Source organism: Paenibacillus algorifonticola (assembly GCF_000971975.1).
GTDB classification, from domain to species: domain Bacteria; phylum Bacillota; class Bacilli; order Paenibacillales; family Paenibacillaceae; genus Pristimantibacillus; species Pristimantibacillus algorifonticola.
Map to the genome: position 1 here is coordinate 145,319 of NZ_LAQO01000007.1, position 23,854 is coordinate 169,172.

The 23,854-nt window shown below is 46.3% G+C and carries 15 protein-coding genes and 1 pseudogene; 4 read left to right on the plus strand and 12 right to left on the minus strand.

What is annotated here, in order from left to right:
* The first annotated feature begins 194 nt into the window (after positions 1 to 194).
* From WH37_RS15570 to WH37_RS15580, 3 genes are all read left to right on the plus strand, one after another.
* Positions 195 to 950: a LytR/AlgR family response regulator transcription factor gene (locus tag WH37_RS15570; RefSeq protein WP_046231518.1), complete on the plus strand. Its 756-nt coding sequence runs from the start codon at positions 195 to 197 to the stop codon at positions 948 to 950.
* Positions 937 to 2,220, plus strand: a complete 1,284-nt coding sequence (locus tag WH37_RS15575; RefSeq protein ID WP_046231519.1) for an ATP-binding protein — start codon at positions 937 to 939, stop codon at positions 2,218 to 2,220. The genes WH37_RS15570 and WH37_RS15575 overlap by 14 nt, the downstream gene beginning before the upstream one ends.
* A gap of 141 nt (positions 2,221 to 2,361) precedes the next feature.
* The gene (locus WH37_RS15580; RefSeq protein ID WP_046231520.1) at positions 2,362 to 4,428 is read left to right on the plus strand and encodes a serine hydrolase domain-containing protein; all 2,067 of its coding nucleotides are present in this window, start codon (positions 2,362 to 2,364) and stop codon (positions 4,426 to 4,428) included.
* A 138-nt stretch (positions 4,429 to 4,566) separates the two neighbouring features.
* Here WH37_RS15580 and WH37_RS15585 read toward each other — a convergent pair.
* From WH37_RS15585 to WH37_RS15605, 5 genes and pseudogenes are all read right to left on the minus strand, one after another.
* A pseudogene (locus WH37_RS15585) lies at positions 4,567 to 5,954 on the minus strand (amino acid permease).
* Between the two features lie 261 nt (positions 5,955 to 6,215).
* The gene (locus WH37_RS33630) at positions 6,216 to 10,736 is read right to left on the minus strand and encodes an S-layer homology domain-containing protein (protein ID WP_052736997.1); all 4,521 of its coding nucleotides are present in this window, start codon (positions 10,734 to 10,736) and stop codon (positions 6,216 to 6,218) included.
* 231 nt (positions 10,737 to 10,967) lie between these two features.
* Positions 10,968 to 11,252: a hypothetical protein gene (locus tag WH37_RS15595; protein ID WP_046231521.1), complete on the minus strand. Its 285-nt coding sequence runs from the start codon at positions 11,250 to 11,252 to the stop codon at positions 10,968 to 10,970.
* A gap of 319 nt (positions 11,253 to 11,571) precedes the next feature.
* On the minus strand, positions 11,572 to 13,128 hold the full coding sequence (locus WH37_RS15600) for a glycosyltransferase family 39 protein (RefSeq protein ID WP_046231522.1): 1,557 nt from the start codon (positions 13,126 to 13,128) through the stop codon (positions 11,572 to 11,574).
* Positions 13,129 to 13,289: 161 nt separating this feature from the next.
* A complete protein-coding gene (locus WH37_RS15605) occupies positions 13,290 to 14,450 on the minus strand; it encodes a leucine-rich repeat domain-containing protein (protein ID WP_046231523.1) in 1,161 nt (386 codons plus the stop codon).
* Positions 14,451 to 14,758: 308 nt separating this feature from the next.
* On the opposite strand from WH37_RS15605, the gene WH37_RS15610 reads away from it, so the two are divergent.
* Positions 14,759 to 15,154: a hypothetical protein gene (locus tag WH37_RS15610; protein ID WP_046231524.1), complete on the plus strand. Its 396-nt coding sequence runs from the start codon at positions 14,759 to 14,761 to the stop codon at positions 15,152 to 15,154.
* Between the two features lie 105 nt (positions 15,155 to 15,259).
* Here the strand turns inward: WH37_RS15610 and WH37_RS34695 are convergent, their stop codons facing one another.
* From WH37_RS34695 to WH37_RS15640, 7 genes are all read right to left on the minus strand, one after another.
* Positions 15,260 to 15,412 (minus strand): S-layer homology domain-containing protein, encoded by a 153-nt coding sequence (locus WH37_RS34695; protein WP_082110834.1) that lies wholly within the window; start codon positions 15,410 to 15,412, stop codon positions 15,260 to 15,262.
* The gene (locus WH37_RS34205) at positions 15,376 to 17,961 is read right to left on the minus strand and encodes a DUF6242 domain-containing protein (RefSeq protein ID WP_063838028.1); all 2,586 of its coding nucleotides are present in this window, start codon (positions 17,959 to 17,961) and stop codon (positions 15,376 to 15,378) included. The genes WH37_RS34695 and WH37_RS34205 overlap by 37 nt, the downstream gene beginning before the upstream one ends.
* Before the next feature lie 142 nt (positions 17,962 to 18,103).
* Complete coding sequence (locus tag WH37_RS33640; RefSeq protein WP_052736998.1) at positions 18,104 to 20,218, minus strand: S-layer homology domain-containing protein; 2,115 nt, start codon at positions 20,216 to 20,218, stop codon at positions 18,104 to 18,106.
* A 164-nt stretch (positions 20,219 to 20,382) separates the two neighbouring features.
* Positions 20,383 to 21,378 carry a WD40/YVTN/BNR-like repeat-containing protein gene (locus WH37_RS15625; protein WP_143088494.1) on the minus strand — a complete coding sequence of 332 codons (996 nt, stop codon included), beginning with the start codon at positions 21,376 to 21,378 and terminating at the stop codon, positions 20,383 to 20,385.
* A gap of 159 nt (positions 21,379 to 21,537) precedes the next feature.
* Positions 21,538 to 21,768, minus strand: a complete 231-nt coding sequence (locus WH37_RS37410; protein WP_052736999.1) for a response regulator transcription factor — start codon at positions 21,766 to 21,768, stop codon at positions 21,538 to 21,540.
* 242 nt (positions 21,769 to 22,010) lie between these two features.
* The gene (locus tag WH37_RS15635; RefSeq protein ID WP_046231526.1) at positions 22,011 to 22,901 is read right to left on the minus strand and encodes a formylglycine-generating enzyme family protein; all 891 of its coding nucleotides are present in this window, start codon (positions 22,899 to 22,901) and stop codon (positions 22,011 to 22,013) included.
* Between the two features lie 181 nt (positions 22,902 to 23,082).
* A complete protein-coding gene (locus tag WH37_RS15640) occupies positions 23,083 to 23,724 on the minus strand; it encodes a glycoside hydrolase family 11 protein (protein ID WP_046231527.1) in 642 nt (213 codons plus the stop codon).
* Positions 23,725 to 23,854 lie beyond the last annotated feature (130 nt).

Below are 23,854 nucleotides of genomic sequence, written 5' to 3' on the forward strand. Positions count from 1 at the left end.
TTAACTTTTTCTTAACGATGTGCAGACATCTCTCTTATATGCTGTCCCCATTTAACGGATATTACCTATTCACGCCATTTGAAGGATTCAAATGTGCATTTCATCCAAAGGCTGTTTATTCAAGGCCAAAAGATTGTATGATGTTTAAATACCGTCGTAGAATGACACAAGTGGAACTGAAGGAGGTAGCCTTTATGTACAGAGTGGCGATTTGTGAGGATGAGCAGCAGCAAAGAGAGCTCGTTAGAAGCATGCTGATTGCTTTGTCGATCAAGTCCAATATCGAGTTTGAAATCGAATTATTCAGCTCGGGAGAGCAGCTCCTGTCTCATTATGAGCGGGAAGAGACGCCCTTCCATATTTTAATATTGGATGTTGAAATGAATGGACTAAACGGAATTCAAACCGCTCGAAAAATAAGAGGGTTAAATCGCCTCGATGAGCAAATTGTTTTTTTGACAAGCTACCCTGAATATATGGTCGAAAGCTTTGACGTCATGACCTTTCAATATTTATTAAAGCCGGTAGCCCCTTCGATTCTCGAGGAAAAAATAATGAAGCTATGCCAATACTTCCAAGCGCTTCACAAAAAATTTTTGGTCATCAAGTCGGCCTATGAAGAGGTCGTTTTAAAATATGATGACATCATTGGCATTGAAGCGGCCAAAAGCTTGACGATAAAGAGCAAGCTGAATTTTATAACCTCACATGGAACTTATGAAAGCAAAGGCATCCTTGCCGACTATGCTGCAGCCTTAAAGGATAGCAACTTCTTGCAAATCCATCGATCTATTATTATTAATCTGCTCCATGTGAAGAAGTTTGCGAGCGGGGTTGTTCTCATGTCTAGTGGCCTGGAGCTGCCGATCGGCCGTTCGAAAATCAAAGAAGTGAAAGATTTTTATACCAAATTTATGATTATGAGGGTTAATGAATATGATTCAAGATAACCTGTTTATTGTATTAAGCATTGCTCTTGTGATGGGCGTCCAGATCTCTTTTTTCTTCAATTCGGTTTTTGGCAAGCCGACTAGAAAGCCTTATCGATTCCTTTATTTCATTGTTTTTATCGTGCTCGATTGTCTGTATTTACTTTTTTATATCTCTCCTATAGTATCCTCGATTTTAGCGCTGCTTGTCATATTTAGCTTGGCTCAGTCTTACAAGGTCGAGTTAAAAGCCAAAATCATTTTTACGATCCTTTATGGCGTGTTAATGTCCATCGTTAATCTAATCTCGCTTTATATTTTTTATAAACTGGATTCCGTTGACTTCAGCAACTTTAATTCTATCAATGCTCAGGATCAGCTCGCATATACGAAGGCTACTTTGCTCACCTGCATCATCATGTTTGCAGTCATTCAAATGATCCGGCTGATTGCCAAACACCGAAGCTTCTCTTTGCATTATCGCTACTATTTACTCATTATGATTATCCCTGCAATCAGCCTATACCAGCTTAATGTGCTGACGAGTTATAGTGAAAAGAACATTCACTATTTCATATCGGTCATTGGATTTCTTTTCATCAATGTGATGATCATTTATATTTTCGATACGATCATTGAAAAATTTCAAATTACGCATGAGAATGCCCAACTGCAGCAGCAGATGGATTATCAGGATGCCAATTACGAAAAAACCGTTCATAGCTTCAAATCGATTAAAAGAATTATTCACGATACGAACCAGCAGTTTTTGTACATTGAGGAATGTATTAAACGAAATGAGCTGGCGGCAGCCATGGAGCATATTAAGACAACGCTAAACAAAGTCGAAGGCGCCTATCAAAGGGTAAATACGGGCAACTTGGTTATCGATGCCCTTGTTACTAATACGCTTACGATTGGCCAGGCGAATGGCATACGAATCGATACGAAGCTTAACCTGCACGCCCAGGAAGTAACGATTGACCGGTATGACCTATGTGTCGTCCTTGGAAATATGCTGGATAATGCAATCGAAGCTTCTAAACAGGTCAGAATCGCCGAGGATCGCTCCATTCTAATTCATATACATGCCAATGAGTCTGCGCTGTTCATCCATATCCTTAATCATATGGAAACAGAAGCCGCCCCGCTGCATAGCCAGAAGCCAAACCCGGAATACCATGGCATTGGATTAACCAACATCGCTAGAATATGCGACAAATATGGTGGTCATATGACGATCGAAACGAAGCCGAAACGATTTCATAATATGGTGATGCTGCCATTTTGAACGAACAGTCCTTAAACAACCTTGTTGTTTAGGGATTGTTTTTTTCGTTTCAGGGTCATTGGCTCCATAAGCTTCTCCCTCCTAGTAAGATAGATGCAGGAAGTAAAATTTGGTAAAGAACTTAAGGGGAGGTTTTTTAAAATGAAGAAAATGATTGCTGGATTAATGGCTGCTACGCTGTTCATTATCCCTGTAACTCAGACTTTTGCTCAGGCTAACAAGGATGCGGTTAAGGATACGGTTAAGGAAAAGGCGCAGCAGCTCGCTTCGGAGATCGTGTCCAATTACGGTGTCAGCGGGCTGCAATATGCGATTTTGGATGAGGGGGCCGTTACCCTGTCCGATAACGCGGGGGTATATGATAAAGCGACCAAGGCGCCAATTACGAAGGACACGATGCTTGGAATAGGCTCGGTAAGCAAGATGTACGTTACGGCGGCAGCGATGATGCTCGCTGATTCTAAGCAAATCGATATCGATAAACCGCTGACGACGTATATCAAGGATTTTAAAATGGCCGATGATCGCTACAAACAAATAACGCCTCGTATGCTCATGAATCATTCAGCAGGACTGTACGGTTCTCACTATGAAAATGGCATGCTGTTTGGTGACAATGACACAAGTAATCATGATAAATTATTGTTAAGATTGCAAACCGAACGCTTAAAATCAGCTCCCGGCGAATATTCAGTATATAGCAACGATGGTTTCCAGCTGCTGGAGCAGTTGGTCGAACGAGTGAGCGGTTTAAGCTATACCGAATTCATTGAGCAGCGTATAGCCAAGCCTCTGAATTTAAGCTCTACGAAAACACCACTCGACTCCTTCGATAGGACGCGGCTGGCAAAAACGTATTTTCCCACGATGAATCAAGCTATGCCCGTCGAAAACGCCAATGTCATTGGGACAGGAGGCGTTTACTCAACGGCGGAAGAATTAAATCAATTCGCTGAAGTATTAATCGGCAATCGTACCGATATTTTATCCGCACAATCTGCCAAAGCGATGCAAAGCCATGAGTATAAAAAGGGCATCTGGGTTTCGGATGAGTCCAATACCTTTAACTATGGTCTTGGCTGGGATGCCGTCAGCTTGGCACCGTTTGATGATTATGGAATAACAGCCCTTTCTAAAGGCGGAGATACCATGATGTATCATGCTGCTCTGATTTCGCTCCCTGAGCACAACATTTCCATCGCCGTGCTTTCTTCGGGAGGAAGCTCCCTTTACAATAGCGTTTTTGCAACCAATGTTTTGCTAGAATATTTAAAAGCGGAAGACATTATTCCGGATATCCTACCCGATAAAAGCTTCGAGCCTTCCGTGAAAGTGGATATGCCGGCAGAGCAGCTTGCTTATTCTGGATTTTACGGTACAGTGGGGTCAACGATGAATATTGCAATTGAGGACGGAGAGATTGATTTACCCGCTTTATTGGGGGGATTTATACCTGCGCAAAAATACGTATACACAGGCAATGGACAATTCAAAAACCAGGAAGGCAACATAACCTTAAGCTTCGAGCAGCAAACCAATGGCAAAACCTATTTAAAGCTTAACTCCTATTTGAATTTCCCGGGAGTCGGCCAAACGCTCATGGTCGTTTATAGCTATCAGAAGCTGGACCCTAATCCTCTAACGCAGGCAACGAAACAGGCTTGGGAAAATAGAAACGGCAAAAGCTACTACCCTTTGAATGAAAAAATAACTTCTATTTTTTATTTATTGCAGTCGTATTTCGTAAAGACGGTATCTGTGAATACCGAATATGGATATGCATCCGGCACTAAAATTGTGGATGAAAATACAGCAGTCAATGTTGCTGAAATTCCGGTTATGGACGGAAGAGATGCCTTTGACTTGAATTTTTACACCTTGAAAAATAAAGAGTATTTAATGATCGATGGCTCCTCCTATATCCGTGAAGATGCGGTCGAACCTATTTTCAGCGGAAAATCGTCGGTTAGCACGATACCATCGAGCGGTCATGCTGTATGGTTTAAAATAGATAAAAAATCAGCAGATAAAATGATGACCGTTGATGTGCCAGCAAGCGGCGGCTTTGCCGTGTATGATGCAGCAGGAATGATCGTAAACTTTTCAATAGCCAGCAACGAAAATTCGGTGAAGCTGCCGAAAGACGGGCTGATCGTTTTCGGAGGCCAAGCCGGAGATAGCTTTACCATTCATTTGAAGAAGCAATAAAGGTTTGGTACAGTCATAGATAGCAGCTTATCTATCGATACCTATCAGCAAAATAACGGCTTCGTTACAAAAAAGTCCCCTCTTAGCCTTGCATTTCGCATGTCTAAGAGGGGTTTTTCATACGTTTAACAGCGTGTTTTATAAACGGTTGTCGCTTCTTTCTACTTCCTCAACGCTTTGCCGCTTTCCTATCCCAAACACATAATATCCAACAATGACAATCCCAATGAATGAGGCTCCTACAATCAATGATGTCCGCGTATCCGGGTTGAACCACATTCCGATAATGACAAGCAGCAGGAAAATGATAATGATGTAGTTGCTGACCGGAAACCATTTCGATTTGAACGTATGGTCATCCATTTCATTTTTCCAGCGCTTTCTGAATTTAAACTGACTGAATGCCAATGCAAACCACGGTACCATTCCTGGAAGAACGCTTGCACTGTAAATATACAAAAACATTTTGGAATCTGGCAGCAAATAGTTCAATAATACACCGATCAATAGCAAGGAGATTGTTATTACAATGCTGTTTCTAGGCGCACCGCCCTTGGATACTTTGCCGAGAAACTTAGGCGCTTGTCCGTTTTGAGACAACGTATACAGCATTCGTCCAGCACTATAAATCCCGCTGTTGCATCCCGACATAGCCGCTGTAAGAACGACGAAGTTGATAATACCCGCGGCGACAATCCCTACTTTGGCGAAGGTCAGCACAAATGGACTTCCTGTCTCCGAGGCCTCGTTCCAAGGATAGAGGGTCACGATGACAAAGATCGCCCCTACGTAAAAAATCAGAATACGCCAGACAATATTTTTAATCGCTTTTTTCAATGTGAATTTTGGATTTTCAGCTTCACCTGCCGTAATCCCGACCATTTCAACGCCCTGATATGCCGCCGTTACAATACAAAGGGCGAATAGAAAGCCCTTCAGTCCGCCAGGGAAAAACCCGCCATGGCTGTAGAGATTAGCCAGCCCGATTGGCTGTCCCCCATTGCCGAGGCCAAAAAAGATCATGCCTGTTCCAATGACGACCATCACTACAATAGCCGTAACTTTAATCATCGCAAACCAAAATTCAAACTCGCCATAAAGCTTGACCGCTGCCAGGTTCGCCGCTGCAATAATTAACACTCCAGCTAGAGCAGGCAGCCATTGCGGAATATCCGGGAACCAATAGCTCACATAAATTCCGATTGCGTAACCTCGGCCATACCTACCGTGACCCATAAAAACCAGTAGCTCCAGGCGGTCACAAACCCGGCAAGTGGGCTAATATATTTGTGAGCAAATGTAGCAAATGAACCGGTTACAGGCTCTTGAATCAACATTTCCCCCATAATGCGCATTACAAAAAAGATGATGATCCCGGCCAATAAATAGGCCAACAGCACGGAGGGCCCTGCCCATTTAATCGTGCTTGCCGATCCCATAAACAATCCAACGCCGATCGTTCCACCTAAAGCGATCAGTTCTACGTGCCTAGGCTTTAGCCCTCTTGTCAATTGCTTCGATTCCAAACGATATTCCCCTTTTCATCTGTCGCACCCATTTAGAAGCTATGCCTTACATTAACGCAATGCAGTATTGCCCCAACAAATTGTACGGCAAGCTTCAAGGAATTTCAACAAGCAATGTGAGGAAGGTCTGAGCAGTGATTTCCATTAAATTAACTACCCTTTTACACATGATGAATCAAAATATAAAAATCCAAACAGCCCGTCACTTGTGATCGGACTGTTTGGATGGAGGTAACGCAGTTGTATGGGCTTCAAAGCAGATTAGTACTGGCTATATATCCGGTGTAGGAATACGGCTGCTTCCGCTCGTGTTGTTAGCGCCCGAGGATTAAGCTTATCTCCAGAACCGGAGATTAGTCCTTCCTCCACAAGAAGCATTAGGCTCGATTCCGCATAAGCGGCAATATCCTCTTTGTCACTATAGGATTCCAGCACGGTGAGATTTTGTGCAGCTCCAATTCCTTTGAATTTTTCCAGCGTACGGGCCGTCAATACCATCATTTCCTGCCGCGAGATGCGTTCCTTAGGATGAAATTCATTGCTGCCGGTACCTGTTGCCAGACCTAGCTGCTTCGCTATTCCCAGTGCTTCGTAATAGTAGGCATTCGGCTCTGCATCAGCGAAGTTTTCTTTAAACTCGGTTGTCAGTCCTAATGTCTTCACCAGCAGGACAAGGTAATCGGCACGTGTAATTGGCGCTGTCGGCGAAAACGACTCCACCGATGTGCCGCCGATAATTCCCTTGGAGGCCATCATTTCAATCGCGGGCCTAGCCCATTCTACGCTGCCCAGGTCTGCGAAGGTTTTATGCACATAGGCCACTGCGTAGGAGCTAAAGTGCGACGTTTCAAAGGTCACCGTTCCGCTCACCGCATCGTAGCGTCCGCTTGGAACAGAGATGGCGTTGCCGCTGCCGTCAATATACCAAATGACGATATGCTCTGGATTTTTCAATTCCTCAGCAGTCGGCACGTAAGGGATGGTGATTTCAACTGGCGCAGTTGGATTGTTCCACGGCACCGTTACGCCATTCAGCTCCAATGTAAGCTCAATCAGCGGGCGGTCGCCTACCGCTTCAGCCACTTTAGCGGACAACCCCTTCTTATCGCCAACGCCAATCGTAAGGCTTGCGATTTTTCCATTCGTTTCTGCCATGCCATGCAGCATGTTAGCTGGAATGGCTATACTGCCTGCACGAGTTATGAAAACCAGTTCACCAGCGGCTTGCGCCATGGACAGTGAATCCGCTGGCACTTCGAGCGTGTAAGATTTGATAGCAGGGATATTTGGCACAGTCATAACCGTCGTCTCACTGCTGGCAAATATTTTCCCAGCCAGCTCGCCAATGGATATGACTGCGCGCCCTGCAGCGCTATCAATCTTAACCGGCAGCGTTGGAAGCGTCGCTCCCACACTTCCTGTAACGGTTACTTTGTAGTCAGGTGTCACAACGCTGCCTCCACTACTGCTTCCATTTCCTCCACTGTTACCATTGCCGCCATTGCCACTACCATTACCATTGCTTGGTTGGTTTACCGTTAGCGTCACGGTATAAGTGTCAGTTGAATCTGTAAATCCATCGTTGGCGGTGAAAAGCAGCGTCACAGTCCCTGCCAATGTTGGTGTGTACGTGTAGCTCTCAGCTGCCGCCACCGCCGCTGCACCGTCCACCGATACTTTGTACGTTAGCGGGTGATTATCCGCATCTTCAAAAATTTGTGCGAGGTCAAGCAAGTATGGCGTATTCACCGTCACAGCTGCTGTTCCTGTCGCATCCACATCCGTCTGGCGGACAGGTAACGTGTTGACCGTCAGCTCCACCGTATAAATGTCTGTTGAATCGATTGTTCCATCATTAGCTGAAAAAACCAACGTTACTTGGCCTGCCGTTATCGGACTGATTGTATAATTTTCCGAAGCAGCAGCAGCGGCTGCCCCATCTACGGAAACCTTGTACGTTAGTCCATCGCCGTCTGCATCTTCAAAAATAGTGCCTAGATCGAGCGTATAAGTCCCGTTCAGCGTTATAACGGCATTAGACGTTGCTCCAACGTTCGACTGACGTACTGGCATCGTATTAGCTGTAAGCTCCACCGTATAGGTATCTACAGAATCTATCACTCCGTCGTTCGCCGTAAAAACAAGCGTGTATTCGCCTCCCGCTGTCGGCGTGTACATGTAATTCTCGGTCGCAGCTACTGCCACTGCACCATCCACCGACACCTTGTAGGTTAAGCCATCACCATCCGCATCTTCAAAAATGCTGGCAAGATCAATTGTATACGGTGTACTCACCGTCACAATGGCTGCTGTCGTTGCATCTACATCTGCTTGGCGGACAGGCACCGTATTAGCCGTGAGCTTCACCGTATAGGTGTCCGCCGAATCGATCGTTCCATCGTTCGCTGTAAAAAGAAGCGTTACTTGGCCTGCTGTTGTCGGCGTGTACGTGTAATTTTCAGCCGCTGCTACCGCCGCCGAACCATCCACCGATACCTTGTACGTCAATCCATTTCCGTCGGCATCTGCAAAAATAGTGGCAAGATCGAGTGTAAACGGCGTATTTACTGTCACCGTTACTTCTGCCGTCGCATCCTTATCCGGCTGGCGGACAGGCAGCGTGTTCACCGTCAGCTCTACCGTATACGTGTCCGATGAATCGCTCATGCCATCGTTAGCGGTAAAAACGAGCGTAAATTGACCTGCCGCTGCCGGCGTATACGTATAATTCTCTGCTGCTATTACTGCGGCAGCGCCATCTATGGATACGTCGTAGGTTAATGCATCCGCGTCTGCATCTTCAAAAATAGCGGCTAGATCAAGCGTATACGCTGCGTTTAGCGATACAGTCGCAGTTGTCGCTGCAGCTACAGCCGCCTGCCGAACAGGTGCTTGATTCACCGCCAACTGGATCGTGTACGTATCGTCCGATAAGTCTTCCCCATCACTAGCCGTGAAAACAAGCGTTACTGGAGCTGCCGTATTTGGCGTGTAGGAGTAGGCTGTGTTCGCTGCTACCGCTGCTGCGCCGTTCACCGCTACGTTATAGCTTAGCGGTTCGCTGTCCGTATCTTCAAAGATCGTCGAGAGATCGATCGTATAAGGTGTGTTTAGCGTTACTTTGGCATTGTCCGTCGCATTTACAGCTGCCTTGCGATTAGGCTTATTGTTAGGCGCCTCTATAACGGTCAAGTTGAATGGCTTTATCCGGGTTTGCCCTCCGGATTTGCTGATTGTAGCTGTCAAAGTAATGGCATGATCATCATCGGTTGCCCTTGTCACTTGGCCTGTGCTTGGATTAATGAGTCCGCTCGCCGATGCGCTCCATATGATAGTTGAACCCGCGGCGCCATTTGTCGGAAGATTTAGATCCGCCGTCACATTATTTTCCGAGCTATTGGTTCCCTTGATCGAATCCCAGGTTAAATTCACATAGTCCAAAGCTGTGGATTCTTTGGGCGTATAGGACTGCCACTGGAGAGAAGGATAAGTGTACCCTTCCACTACTCTCCATACATTGTTGAAGTCCCAAGTGGAGTAGGTCGCCTGCTGCATGAGCTCTCCATCGCTTTTAGCTGAGCCTCCAGCCGATGTGGCTGCGCTCATATTATAGTAATAACTGTTTGTAACATTGCCGCTAGGATTGTAGCCAATCAGACCGCCATTGGCATCCCTTCCGCCACTTGCAATACCCGCGCTGTAGCTGTTGCTGACATCTCCCATATTCATCCCGATGAGGCCGCCTACAAAGACAGAGTTATCGCCGCTGGCACTTCCTGTGCTGTAGCTATTGTTAATCGATCCACCTGACTTATAGCCAACCAAACCACCGGCCATTCCATCTGTATCGGCGTCTGTATTGCCTGTACTGTAGCTGCCGTTGATATTGCCTGCATTTCTGCCGACTAGCCCCCCGACAACCGAGCTATTTTTGCCGCTGGCATTACCGGAACCGAAGCTGTTATTAATGGTTCCGCTTGATGTATTGGAGCCAATCAGACCGCCCGCTGAAGATGCATCTCCCGTTGTTACCGTGCTGCTGCTTTCGCTATCGCTAACGGTTCCCGCGTTCATGCCAGCGAGACCGCCAGCATAAGCCTGAAGATGATTTGCATTTACAGAGCCGCTGGCGCTGCTGCCCATGATTGATCCAGCATTCACACCGACCAGGCCGCCCGCACTAAAGACATCGGCGCCACTAGTAATCACGCTGTTGCTTGAGCTATTGCTGATCGTCCCCGCGTTATTACCAACCAGCCCCCCTACCGAGGTAGGATCGGTGAAAGAAATGAGACCGTTGCTCTTGCTATCAGTAACGGTTGCACTCGATGCAGTGTAGCCGACTAAACCTCCGACATGCGCATTATTTCCTGTAGCCGTAATATTGAAATCGGCCAGCGTCATATTTTTCAGTACAGCCCCGCCACTTAATTCTGAAAACAAGCCTACCATGACATCAGCTGAATTCATATTCATATTATAAATGCCAAAACCATTGCCGTCATAAATACCGCGAAAGGTCCCGAGCGGCGTCCAATTGCCCGTCAAGTGAATATCCCCTGTCTGCTGAAAATAAGCTCCCGCTCCCGGAATATTGACGTTGCTTAATTCCGCCGCGCTTGACACTTTATAGGGATTCGCAAGCGTGCCGTCTCCCCCTGAGAAATTCACCGTATCTTCAGCCGCATACACCGCTTGGGGCATCCCCACAGCGAAAATGCTTGCAATCATACTGATGACTATAAGCATAGCTGTCGCTCTTCTCCACACTCTTTTATCCATTATTCTGGCCTCCCGATTGCTTGCTTTCTTCCGCTTATTAAAGAACACCAAGGAATTAGCATCTTAATAGCGACGCCTTAGCGTATCAATATGATTATACTAAGAGCCAATAAAAGAATAATAAAAGAATTTAGGGATAAAAAGCGAAAAACCGCGGAGCACTGGGCTTTCGCAGTTTTTGTTTAATGAGGGATATTTTATTATTGGCGCTTCCCAGGCCAAATCCCCCCATTATTTTCTTCTATAGAACTTTTCCCAATTGTAAATGATTTCTACGAGTGAAAATTTCGACTGGAATCGTTCATCTTTTTCCCATTCCCTAATCGCTTGTTTTCTTGTTTGATAAAATTTGTAATCGCATATGTTCCAAGAACAATACACTTTTCTGTACCATTTACCATTATTCATACAACCTGCATAACGACGTACAGCTTTAGCAGCTTGCCGTTTTGCCCAACGCGTTCCTGGAGTGCTATGATCGGTAATGACGGGTGATTTTTTATAGCTTCTGCTCAATCTCTCTAACCTCCTTCTGGGAAGCTAGAGACCATCCAACGTTTTCATATCATTCACCCCTTCTCTCTTTCTTTATAATAAGCTATCTCAAATGATGCTTCTACTTCAATATCCAATCTACTCATCTTCTACTAATAGGCCCTCTGTTCATATCTGGCCCGCCATTTCCCCTTGAGCTTGCGTCCGATTGGGTTATCGCTTGAGCGGTAATGGCCTCGCATGAGGCAAGCACCAAGGAGCAGCTGAGCATAACGATAATTAAAGCAAAGCCATATCTTTTACTGCACATCTTTAGCTCACCTCTTCCAGCGTATAATCGTTATCGGAGGAAATATTTTTTCCACCCATACTCATAAAAGTCCTTAAAGCCCATGTAGGATAACACAATCAGCAATGGATACACTGGGTAGATATATCGGGACTTGATTTCCCATAACAGATAAAACCCGATAAATCCTAAAATGACGAGAATTAAAGAGGTTTCTTCGAATCGCTTGCCTTTAATTCCACCAATCAATCGGATGAAAATTCCGCCATACATCAGGAAGCTCATCACATACAGCATCCAAAGCAGCGCCGTTCTATAATTTGAATCAGCTTTAAACAAGTCCGTCGTCCATGTCGTATAGCTGTAGCGCTCCAGATTAAAGCTCCTTCTTCCCCCTGTATCGGACGAGCCATCGTTGCCCATGCCGTACCTTTCCATCTGGTACGTTCCTTCCGTCCACGTCCAGACGATCTTTTTAAAATACATTTCTGTTAAATCGCCTATACTCGCCTCGGACAGCTTATTGCTGATCGACTCCTTAAACAACTCTACACTGTCTGCCTTATTATAGCCCGCGTCTCTTTGATAAATATTGTAGCTTTGCCGGCTGTCCCAAAACCCAAACGTATTCATGTTGATGCCCATATTCAGCCACATGTAGACAGGCGCAGCATTATCATTGACCGATTCATCTACGACATTCGTGGCCTGCAGAACCGCGTTCTGCGTCCAGGCCGGAACATTAAACAACGCCGCCATGATGAACAAAGAGGCTATAGCCTTTTTCACTCCAATTTTCCTTATATTGAAAATAATGCTGAGCAGCACAGCAATCAGAAAAATGACGCCGATACTTCTGAAATAGTTGCCAATGGCCAGCAAAATGGCCGCGAGGATGATCGTCTTAATCGATCTTGTTCGGATAAACCTCACCGAGAAATATAAGGAGCTGGTCAGAAAAGCCGTAGCGATCACATCGTTATAAATAAAATTGCTCATAAACAGTGCCGGAATATAGGTCGCGCCAAACACTAGAACGCCATAGTCATTTTCCTTGGACTTGCTATTCAGCTCTCTATAGAGCAAGTAAATCATTAATGTAGTAACGAGCGTAAACATAATGTTGAAGATTTTGATCACCAAATAATTATCCGGAAATAGCTGCAGCAGTGTTTTTAAGTATAGGACGATGGAAAAGTTAAACGGAAACATATACAGATATCCGCCGGTCTGAAAGGTGGAATAATCATTTTGATACAGCATATTCATGGCCAGTGAAAGCACCGTTTCGGAATCATCCGTAGGCAGGCGGGGAAACAGGAAAATGATCGCGATTTGGAGCGCACACGAAAGCAGCAGCGTGGCAGGAATAACGATTTTCCAGCTGTACTTGTTCAGCTTTAAGCAAAGTTTGTATAGAAAGATGCTTAACGCGAGGACTGTCCCGATGATCAAAATAAATAAAACCAGCTGCTGTTTTCCCAAGTGTGGCGTATCGCCGTATTCGTAAAAATGATATTCCGCTCTCACAAAAAACGACGACGTGATGAAAAGCCCTATAAAGCTAGCAAGCAACACATACAATATTTTTTGAATGCCCTTAACCATGGACAACCTCCTTTACAGCATTAATATAGAAGCATTATAAGTCCCTAATCTGAAAATCTCATGAATAGGCGAAATAAAGACGCTCCAGGGGCAAGCTCCCGAGCGTCTTGTTTGGCAGGTTTATGGAATTTGATTTGTGTATCGAATTCGAATAATCGTTATTAATAAACTTCATAGATGAGCTCGCTGTCCATTTCAAGCTTATGATTAAAAGGCGCGTAAATGTATAGCTGCCCCGCCGGACTGTCGCCAGCATCGTAGCCTAATCGAAAGGTGCGGTCTCCGGCAAACTCCAGCCCGGACAAAATCAGCTCGCTCGCATCCTCGTCAGGATGCATGCTGGCAATCAGGGCCAGCGCGCTATCACATAACTGGTCAAAGTGCTCCCACGCTTTTTTGATAGTGGGCGACAGCCGTTTCATGCCCGCTTTGGTGGCGACAGCCACACTTATGGCAAGCTCTTTTTCCTTATATGAAAGCGTGGCTGAATACGAAGAAAGCGAGACGTCGTATACAAAGGTTCCAACCCCTTTGATCGTATGATCGGGCTCGGCAATGAGATTGTTCGAATAATCTAGTCGCGCAAGCTTTGGATTACGGCTCGTATCCAGCTTCGAGATTTTATTTTCCGAGCAATAAAGCTCGGCTAAAAGCACATTGTGGCTAATATCCAAGCCTTTAATATGATTATTGAAGCATCTTAAGCTTTGCAGCGCTGGATTGAGGGATACATCCAATTCCGTAAGATGATTGTTGTTGCAGCGAATTTCAAGCAGGCTCGGACATTCCTTTACATTCAAGCTTATTAAATAATTGTTTCCGCAATCAAGACGTGAAAGCCGTGCATTTTGATCCAAATCTATATTAAAAAGAGCATTGTAGCCACAGCTTAGCTCCTCTAAATTCGGGTTGTGATCCACTTGCAATTCCGAAAGAATGTTCCAATAACAGTCCAGCTTGACGAGCATGGCGTTGCGGCTAATATCCAACTTCCGAATTCGGTTGAACCCGCAATCCAGAACTTCCAGCTTCCTATTGCTCGTCAAATTCAAGGCATGAATCTCGTTTTTGTTGCAGTTAAGCTTTCTCAGGTTTATATTGCGGCTTATATCTAGCTCCATCAGGTTATTGTATGAGCAATCCAGCTCTTCAAGCGACGTAAAATGTTCAATTCCTTTCAGACTTGAATATTTTTGGCTTGCGAGCTGCAGCGATACGATTTGCTCCACATCGCTCGTCTGAATCCATTCGCGATTTTCACAATAATTTTCTAAAATATATGTTTTGAATCGTTCATCTCTAAAATCTTCTGTAATATTCATAGCGCTCCTCCTTGGTGCAAGTTCCTAGTGAATGTAGACGATTAGTGGCTGCCAAATCTCCAATAGACAGACTAAATCTATCATAGCATAAATTTGGATATTTCCATTCCCAAAACTCGACAAAACCCGTCATTTGCTCCTTCTTCTCTACCATTTACAACGGTATTTTAATAGGATATATTGGAATGGTTAGAAATGTTAGCGCTAACATTTAGTGAGAAGGGATTGATGCGGACCGCTTCGAAAGGTTTTTAGTTTGTATCAAGTTGCGATTTAAAATATTCCATTTTTGAGAGGGCGGACCATTTATGAAAAAACTAAGCGCAAAATTATTCGTACTTGTTTTGGCAATGTCTCTTATGTTCAGCATGACGGCATCGGCTAATCCTGCTATCGTCGGCTACGGCGGTCTCTATTATAATACACTTGCTGCTACTCAATCCTATGCCTACATCCTCCCTAATGCTAAAACTACAGGTACAAGTGTCACCGTCACTACAGCCGTTCCTAATGCACTTCAACTGCATTACTACTGGAGCTACAATAATACGACGCTCGATCTAGGAACGACCATCGTTAACAGCACCTATTACAACAGCGGTTCGGCCTACTATAACCCTGGCACTCTGATCACAGTAGTAGAGCGCGTTCCAGGATCGACAACAGCCTACCCGTCCGTATCCTATAGCATTACCTTCAAATAATAGGATCGGACATTGAATAACCACTCCCCATGAAACAGCTCAGGGGGAGTGGTTATTTTTCATAGTGCTTACAGTTGCTGGATCAATTCCTCGCTTATCATCGAACTACTTGTTCTCTTGCTTCAGCATTCTCAATAATACGGTTACCACTTCTGCTCTAGTTGCCTCGCCATCGGCATGAAATTGGTTCGCACCCGTTCCTTCCATAAGCTCAAGCTTCTTTAAGGCAGCCGCGGCTCCTTTCGCCCATGCCGGGATGCTCTGTCATCTGCAAAGCCGGTTGCCGCATTTTCTTCAATTGTCAGCTTAAGTGCTTTAGCGATCATCGAAGTCATCTCTGCTCGCGTAATTTTGGCATCCGATCGGAAGGTACCATCGACATAACCATTAATAATGCCTGCTTGAATCGCCTGCGCGACAGCTTTCAGAGCCCAAGCTGGGATCTTCTCCTCATCTGAGAACGCTAAGGCCGTCCCTTCTCCTTCTAGCTTCAACGCATTCATTAGCATGACCACGAACTCCGCACGAGTCACCGATTGATTTGGCTTAAACGAACCATCTGGATAACCGCTGGCCATTCCATCGCTATCCGCTTGATGAATAGCCGCTTCCGCCCAATGTCCGGCAATATCAGTAAAGCTCGTAACACTAGTAGAGCCAACAGCCTTCCACTGCGCGTATAGCGTCACATTTTCCAAGCTTATTTTGAATGTTTCGCTTGCCTTATAACTTATTCCGCTTCCGTCTGCCGCTGTATTCCAGCCCGCAAACGTATGACCGGTTTTCTCCAAATTCCCGCTGTTCCCTGCCACTATAACCGATGTGTTCTGCATATACGCATGGCTGTCCGTAGGCACAGCTCCTCCCGTGCTGCCGTTGCCGTTATACGATACCTTATAAGTTTTCGGCGCAGGCACAGAGGACGTATTCACCTGTGCCGTCGTCCACCTTGCATACAGCGTCACGTTCTCTGACCCCATGCTAAACGTCGAGCCTCCCGCATAGTCCGTTCCGCTTCCATCCGCCGCTGTGTTCCAGCCTGCAAAGTTATGGCCTATTTTCGCCAAGCTTCCCGTACTTCCTAATACAGTTACCCATTCATTTTGAATATACACATCATTATCCGCTGGCACGGTTCCTCCTGTGCTTCCGTTGCCATTATAAGTCACCGTATATGTGGCCTGGTCAATAGCTTGTAAAATCGTGCCATTGTCCCCTACCACCACAAAATTGCCATTACCGTAACTGACTCCGCTAAGCGTTGTCTCAGTTCCTGATATCCGGCTCGTCCAGTTCTCTCCGTCACTCGAGGTTACGATCGTCCCATACTCCCCCACCGCTATAAATGTGCCATTACCGTAACCGATACCGTACAGACTATTCATAGTGCCCGAATTCCGGCCTGCCCAGCTCACCCCGTCACTGGAGGTCAGGACAGCTCCACCTTGCCCCACCGCTACATATATACCGTTGCCGTAGGTGACATCATGAAGTGCATTCGTGGTGCCTGACAGGCGACTTGTCCAGCTTGCTCCGTCATGGGAGGTGTATATCTCCCCACTGCTTCCTACCGCCACATACATACCGTTTCCGTAACTTACACCATTAAAAGCTGTCGGGATGCCTATCGTGTTTATCGATCCTCTCGTCCAATTCACCCCATCACTGGAGAACAGTATCGTTCCAACCAGACCCACCGCCACATGCATGCCGTTTCCGTAGGTATTGTCATAAAGAGGTGCATTGTTGTTCGATGTTTGATTCGTCCAGCTCACCCCATCATTGGAGGCGACGATTGTTCCTCCATCACCCACCGCCATATATAGGCCGTTTCCATAAGCGACGCCCTTAAGATTATTCAATGTGACTACCGTTCGGATTGTCCAGTTTGCTCCGTCATTGGAGGACAAAATTGTCCCAAAATAGCCTACCGCTAAATAGGTCCCGTTGTGGTAGATTACACTAGTCAGATTATTTCCTTGGGAAAATATATCAACCGTCCAGTTCGTTCCATCACTGGAGGTCACGAACGTTCCGTAATCCCCCACTGCCATATACTTGCCATTACCATAACTGATACTGTGAAGACTAAACGTGGTTCCCGACGTGTGGCTTGTCCAGCTTTCTCCATCACTGGAGGTAACGATCACCCCACCGCTCCCCACCGCGATAAACATACCGTTGCCGTAACTGACATCATGAAGAGAATCCGCGACTCCTGACGCTCGGCTCGTCCAGTTTACTCCGTCGCTGGAGGTTATTACCGTTCCACTTTGTCCAACCGCCACATACATACCGTTGTCGTAGGTGACGTCATGAAGTGCATTCGTAGTGCCTGACAGGCGGCTCGTCCAGCTTGCTCCGTCATTGGAGGTGTATATCTCCCCACTGCTTCCTGCCGCCACATACATACCGTTTCCGTAACTTACACCATTAAAGGTTGTCGGGATGCCTATCGTGTTTATCGATCCTCTCGTCCAGTTCACTCCATCACTGGAGAACAATATCATTCCAACCAGACCAACCGCCACATACATGCCGTTTCCGTAGGTAATATCATAAAGAGATGCATTGTTGTTCGATGTTTGGTTCGTCCAGCTAATCCCGTCACTGGAGGTAACGATCGTCCCTCTATCTCCAACCGCCACATACATGCCGTCTCCGTAGATAACGCCCTTCAAAATTTTATCTGTAGGTAACGGACTGCGTATGCTCCAGCTGTCCAGAGGATCGGCAGAAGCCAAAGAAGGCAGCATCGCTGCTAAAATACAAAACACCGTTAAAACTGAAATAAAACGTTTGAACATCAATTCGATCACTCACCTATTCTTTAACTAGATAGAGGACAAATATGGATGGCTCCTCATTAAAATAAAGCAAGGGTTACCCTCAAGCCGTCTGCTCAACCGCCTTCAGAGTAACCCACTGTTTATTGCTCTACTTGTTCTTTTACTTCGCCAGCATTCTGAGCAGCACCGTTACCGCTTCTGCTCTTGTCGATTGGGCAGCGGAATGGAAGGCATTTGCTCCCGTCCCTTCCATAATGCCAAGCTCCTTCATGGCCGCTGCTGCGCCTCTCGCCCATGTCGGAATGCTTTGTTCGTCTGCGAAGCCCGTCGCCGCATTCTCTTCAAGCGTCAGCTTCAGCGCATTCGCAATCATCGCCGCCATCTCTGCGCGTGTGATTGCTGCTTCTGGACGGAACGTATCGTCCGCATAACCTTTAATAATACCCGCCTCTACCGCTTGCGCGATAGCCTGCTGGGCCCAGACCGCAATCTTCGTATTGTCCTTGAACGTAAGTGCTCCTGCCTCTCCTTCCAGCTTCAGCGCATTCATCAGCATCACTGCAAATTCCGCACGCATTACGGTATGATTCGGCTTAAACGTTCCGTCTGGATAACCGCGGGCTACTCCATCTTTTACTGCTTGGATGATATTGGCTTCTGCCCAGTGTCCAGAGATATCACTTAATTTCACTTCCTCATTGGAAGGTTTATCAACAGCCAATACGGCATATTTCGTAAAATGATCCACCTCGACGGAGATCTGATTCCCTTTTACGATACCGCCGATTTCTACCCATCCTTTCTTCCCTTCGTCATAATAGAAAATAGCTGCCCTTTGGTTGTCCTTTAATTTTGCCGGATCGAAAGTAAGAGTTAGCGTGACTGGTTTCTTGAAATTTTCGGTGAAGTTTTTCAAAACCTCATATACTGGACTTGCCAGTACCTCGTTTTTCGTCAAAAGACTTTGTGTGTTGAGTACTCTCTCAATCGTTAGAATTAATTCTTTTTCCGTTGCATTTGCCGGAATATCGATCTTGATCCCCTCGTCCAAACGAACTTCGCCCGATCTGCCTACGGGCAGCACTAGTTTGCCGTTCTCTGCGATCACTTTGCTGTTATCTGGTGTTGGAATGCCACCTCCACCGCTACCGCTACTGCCGCTACTGCCGCTACTCCCTCCACTACCGCCACTCGGGATCACTGTCCACTGTGCGTACAACGTTACATTCGCCGCTCCTATCGTGAGCGCTGCGCCCGATGCATAGCTCGCTTCGCTTCCATCAGCCGCTGTGTTCCAGCCTGTGAATGTATGGCCTGTTTTCACCAAGCTTCCCGTGTTCCCGAAAATAGCTACCGTTGCATTTTGCTCATACGCGCCTCTGTCCGTCGGCACCCTTCCTCCCGTGCTTCCGTTGCCGTTATACGTGACTGTGAACGTCGGGACTGCTGGAATTTCAGTCCACTGCGCGTACAGCGTCACATTCGACGCTCCCATAGCAAACGTTGCGTTTGCCGCATAGCTCGTTCCGCTTCCATCCGCCGCTGTATTCCAACCTGTGAATGTATGGCCTGTTTTCACCAAGCTTCCCGCGTTCCCAAGAACGGTTGCCATTGCATTTTGCTCATACACACCGCTGTCCGTCGGCACAGTTCCTCCCGTACTTCCGTTGCCGTTATACGTTACGGTATAAGTCTGCGGCGAAGGGTTGCCGTATTGCCAAATCGCTCCATCATTCCCCACAGCCACGAAGGTGCCATTACCGTAAGCGACACTATTAAAATGACTAAAGGTTTCCATGGAATGACTCGTCCAACTCACACCGTCACTGGAGGTCAGAGTCAATCCATATTCCCCGACCGCCACGAAGGTGCCATTGCCATAGGTGACGCCATGAAGAGAATTCGTATGGTCCAACGTTCTGCTTGTCCAATCCGCCCCATTACTAGAGGTCATCATTATTCCTGTTCCTGTTTCACTCACCCCGACCGCCACATAAATACCGTTTCCGTAGGTGACGCTATGAAAATCAAGAGTGATGTCCAGTAAGCGATGCGTCCAGTTCACCCCATCAGTGGAAAGATCAACGGCTCCATAGTCCCCCACCGCCACAAACATGCCATCGCCGTAAGTGACACCATTAAGGTGAACAATAGTGGGAGATGCGGGAGTCGTCCAGTTTGTTCCGTCATTGGAGGTTACGATCGTTCCACTCAGCCCCACCGCTACATACGTACCATCGCCATAGACGACACCTTCAGGAAAATATCCGCTCAACGTGTGGCTCGTCCAACTCGCACCGTCACTGGACGTCAATATATTCCCAGTGCCCGGAAAGTCTGCCCCCACTGCCACATACATGCCGTCGCCGAAGGTGACGCCGGAAAGTCGAACCGTGGTGCCCGATGTGCTGCTTGTCCAGCTCGCTCCGTCACTGGAGGTTAGTATCGTTCCATTGCCCCTACTGCCACATACTTGCCGTTGCCGTAGGTGATACTATGAAGCTGAGACAATGTGTCCCACGATTGATTGGTCCAGTTTACCCCATCACTGGAGGTCAATTTCGCTCCGCCTAACCCTACTGCCACATACTTGCCGTTGCCGTAAGTGACACCATAAAGATCATTCGTAATACCTGATGTGCTGCTCGTCCAGTTCGCTCCGTCACTGGAGGTCAATATGGTTCCATCAGCCCCAACCGCCACATACATGCCGTTGCCATAGGTGACGTCAGAAAGTAAATTCGTGGTGCCCGACGTGGTGCCCATCCAGCTCGCTCCGTCACTAGAGGTCAGTATCGTCCCATTATCCCCAACCGCTACATATGTGCCGTCTCCGTGTGTGACCCCATGAAGAATATTTGCGGTGTCTGAGGTGCTACTCGTCCAGCTCGCTCCGTCACTGGAGGTCAATATCGTTCCATTAGTCCCAACCGCCACATATTTGCCATCTCCGTATGTGACGCTATAAAGAAAATTCGTGATGCCCGACGTACTATTCGTCCAGCTCGCTCCGTCACTGGAGGTCAATATCGTCCCATTATCCCCAACCGCCACATATTTGCCATCTCCGTATGTGACCCCACGAAGAGTATCGGCGGTGCCCGACGTATGGTTTGTCCAGCTCACCCCGTCACTGGAGGCCAGTATCGTTCCACCTTCCCCCACTGCCACATACTTGTCGCTGCCGTAGGTGACGGCCAAAAGATACTTCCCAGTCCCCGACCCGTGAAATGTCCAGTTCGTTCCGTCACTGGAGGTCAATATCGTTCCACCTTCCCCCACTGCCATATACGTGCCGTTGCCATAAATAACGTCCATCATCATTAACGGACTACGCTTGCTCCAATTGTCTAATGAAGCCGCAGAAGCAAAACTAGGGATCATTCCTACTAAAATAAATAATGCCGTAAATAAAGAAATATAACGTCTGATCATAGATTTTTTCACTCACCTTTTCTAAAGTTCGAATCTTTTCTAAATTTCAAATATATCCCTTTATAAAATGACCATATGAATCCATTATAAATTTATGCAAACAAAAAAAGACCTACCCTGTAGGATAGGTCCGACAACAAAATGGGGTAGGGATGTCTCTCAAACGAGTATCTGTAATTGTTTAGCCTGCTGCAGAGCTTGTATGCGATTATCTGCTCCAAGCTTTCTGTACACGTTTTTAATATGAAACTTTACCGTATCATCCTTGATATTCAAGCTATGTGCGATTTCCTTGTTCAACAATCCATCCGCTATCAACAGCAAAATTTTAAATTCCTGCTCGGTCAGTCTCTTTTTGGGCGGCCTCTCTTTATCCAGTGTGACATGCAAAGCCTGCAGCAGTTGCTTTACATAGGGGAGCGAAGGGGATCCTCAGTCCACCAATTCCAAGACTCACTTCAAATTGACCGCAAATATAGCCATCGCCCCTTGCATTTGCATACCAGAAAGACCCGAGAATGTCGCCACATCATTCCCGTGCCTGTGCTGGAGAGGATTTCATCGAATTTATGTTGAAATGCTTCGGGTATATTGAATTCCGTATTCTTTTTTATATTCACTGTTGTTCCCGTTTACTCGGCGCGGCTCACACGAAAACCTTGATCCGGGCCAATGCCATTCGCCTCAAACTTGCCCCGATAAGATAACTCGTTGTTTCTGACGTCGCCGATCCAACCGCCGCCCTTTACAACCCGGAAAGAACCACTATCGCTATCCAAGTCCCCGTCTCCGTACCAGTTCCAGCACCATTCCCTTACATTACCTGACATATCGTATAGTCCTAGCTCATTGGGTTTATGGGCACCGACAGATTTTGTTTTATTTTTGTTGCTTTCTATTATAGTCCAGTTCCATTCTCCTGATAAGTATTTGTCTCCAGCGTTTTTCCAATACCAGGCTACTTCATCTACATTATTGCTCCCGCTGTAGGTGTAACTGTTACTCACCTGACCTCCACCTGCAGCGTATTCCCACTCCGCTTCCGTCGGCAATCGGTAACCACTCGCTCCCTCATTGATCGTTACTGTCCATTTTAGATTATCGTAATCACTCTTATTACTCGGGTCTTTTTTATTTTTGTCTATCTCGTAATACGGTTTCAGGCCCTCTTTTACACTTCGTTTATTACAATATTCAACAACATCATACCAGCTTACCATTTCTACCGGTAAATTGTCGCCCTTGAATCCGGAGGGGTTGCTTCCCATAACCTCAACCCACTCTTTTTGAGTTACCTCATATTTGTCGATATAAAAGCTCGATATGGTTACACTTTTTCCATAAAAGTTGGACTTTGTGTTCACAAAAGTCCCACCTTTTACAAATATAAGGCTATCATTATTTTTATTATTTTCGGTCTTTTCGGTCTTTTCAGCCTTCTCGGTCTTTTCAGGCATTTCTTGCGAGCAAGCAATGACAACCAATATTATTGCTGGTAAAAGGAAAATAAATCGTTTTCTCATTAATATTTCTCCTTTAAACGGATAGGAAAAGTAGGCAGGCAACTATCTTTTGTTGAAATATATAAGGCCGCCGGCTGTGAGACCGGCAGGCCTTAGCAAGCAATATTCATAATTAAATGACTTTCTCATTATTCCGAAAACGGTCTGGCCCCCGTCTGCTACCTTACTTGCAGTTGGCCTGTTACCACACCGTTACGTTAGAGCTGCCGCTGCTTTGATACCCCTCTGTCGCAAACACCTGGTAAGTCCAGCTACTCCCCAGATACATTCCTTTACTTTGCCATGCATTAACGTGGTTGCTGAACGTGATCGCGGAGTTGACCCCAGTTGCTCTCTTCGACTGGCGGACACTCCAATACTGAGGGAAAGTTTGTGTCCCGTCAATGGATGGCGCGTTGTATCGCATAGTCGTATAAATGTCATATGTGCCTCCGTCGCTGGACACTGTTCCTTTATACGTTCCGGTAGGACGATACGTGCCCCAACTGTCAACGACGTAATATTCGATAAGCGAGTTTCTTGTCCACCCGTAGAGAGTCAAATATCCATTGCCAGACGGCGCCCAGACGCCGGCATTGTAGTAAACTGTCCGGTTTGGCGATCCGTTAATCCAGCCTTTTCCAACAACGAAATTCCCGACATTTGACCATGTAACACTATAATTGCCGCCGGATCCATTGACAGCATTTACTGTTCCGCCGCCATCGGTCCAATTTTGCCAATAGTCTGTCGCTGCACTTGAGGTTGCTGAAAACAAGCCCAAACTCATTGAAGCTGCAATGCATACCGACAAAATTTTCTTATTAAGCTTTAATTTGAACATAAGATACCTCCTAATTTTTTGTCGTTATTTGCCTATATGGTATGGTTTCTTCTCTTTGCAGCACAACACTTATCCTGTGTCATGTCTCACCACCATCTTACTATCACCTCCTTCTTCAGGTAAATTATAG

What these genes read in the sequence shown, in the direction of transcription:
- WH37_RS15570 (WP_046231518.1), top strand. Translation starts at nt 195, where the DNA reads ATGTACAGAGTGGCGATTTGTGAGGATGAGCAGCAGCAAAGAGAGCTC.
- WH37_RS15575 (WP_046231519.1), top strand. Translation starts at nt 937, where the DNA reads ATGATTCAAGATAACCTGTTTATTGTATTAAGCATTGCTCTTGTGATG.
- WH37_RS15580 (WP_046231520.1), top strand. Translation starts at nt 2,362, where the DNA reads ATGAAGAAAATGATTGCTGGATTAATGGCTGCTACGCTGTTCATTATC.
- WH37_RS33630 (WP_052736997.1), bottom strand. Translation starts at nt 10,736, where the DNA reads ATGGATAAAAGAGTGTGGAGAAGAGCGACAGCTATGCTTATAGTCATC.
- WH37_RS15600 (WP_046231522.1), bottom strand. Translation starts at nt 13,128, where the DNA reads ATGGTTAAGGGCATTCAAAAAATATTGTATGTGTTGCTTGCTAGCTTT.
- WH37_RS15605 (WP_046231523.1), bottom strand. Translation starts at nt 14,450, where the DNA reads ATGAATATTACAGAAGATTTTAGAGATGAACGATTCAAAACATATATT.
- WH37_RS15610 (WP_046231524.1), top strand. Translation starts at nt 14,759, where the DNA reads ATGAAAAAACTAAGCGCAAAATTATTCGTACTTGTTTTGGCAATGTCT.
- WH37_RS34205 (WP_063838028.1), bottom strand. Translation starts at nt 17,961, where the DNA reads ATGTTCAAACGTTTTATTTCAGTTTTAACGGTGTTTTGTATTTTAGCA.
- WH37_RS15625 (WP_143088494.1), bottom strand. Translation starts at nt 21,378, where the DNA reads ATGATCAGACGTTATATTTCTTTATTTACGGCATTATTTATTTTAGTA.
- WH37_RS15635 (WP_046231526.1), bottom strand. Translation starts at nt 22,901, where the DNA reads ATGAGAAAACGATTTATTTTCCTTTTACCAGCAATAATATTGGTTGTC.
- WH37_RS15640 (WP_046231527.1), bottom strand. Translation starts at nt 23,724, where the DNA reads ATGTTCAAATTAAAGCTTAATAAGAAAATTTTGTCGGTATGCATTGCA.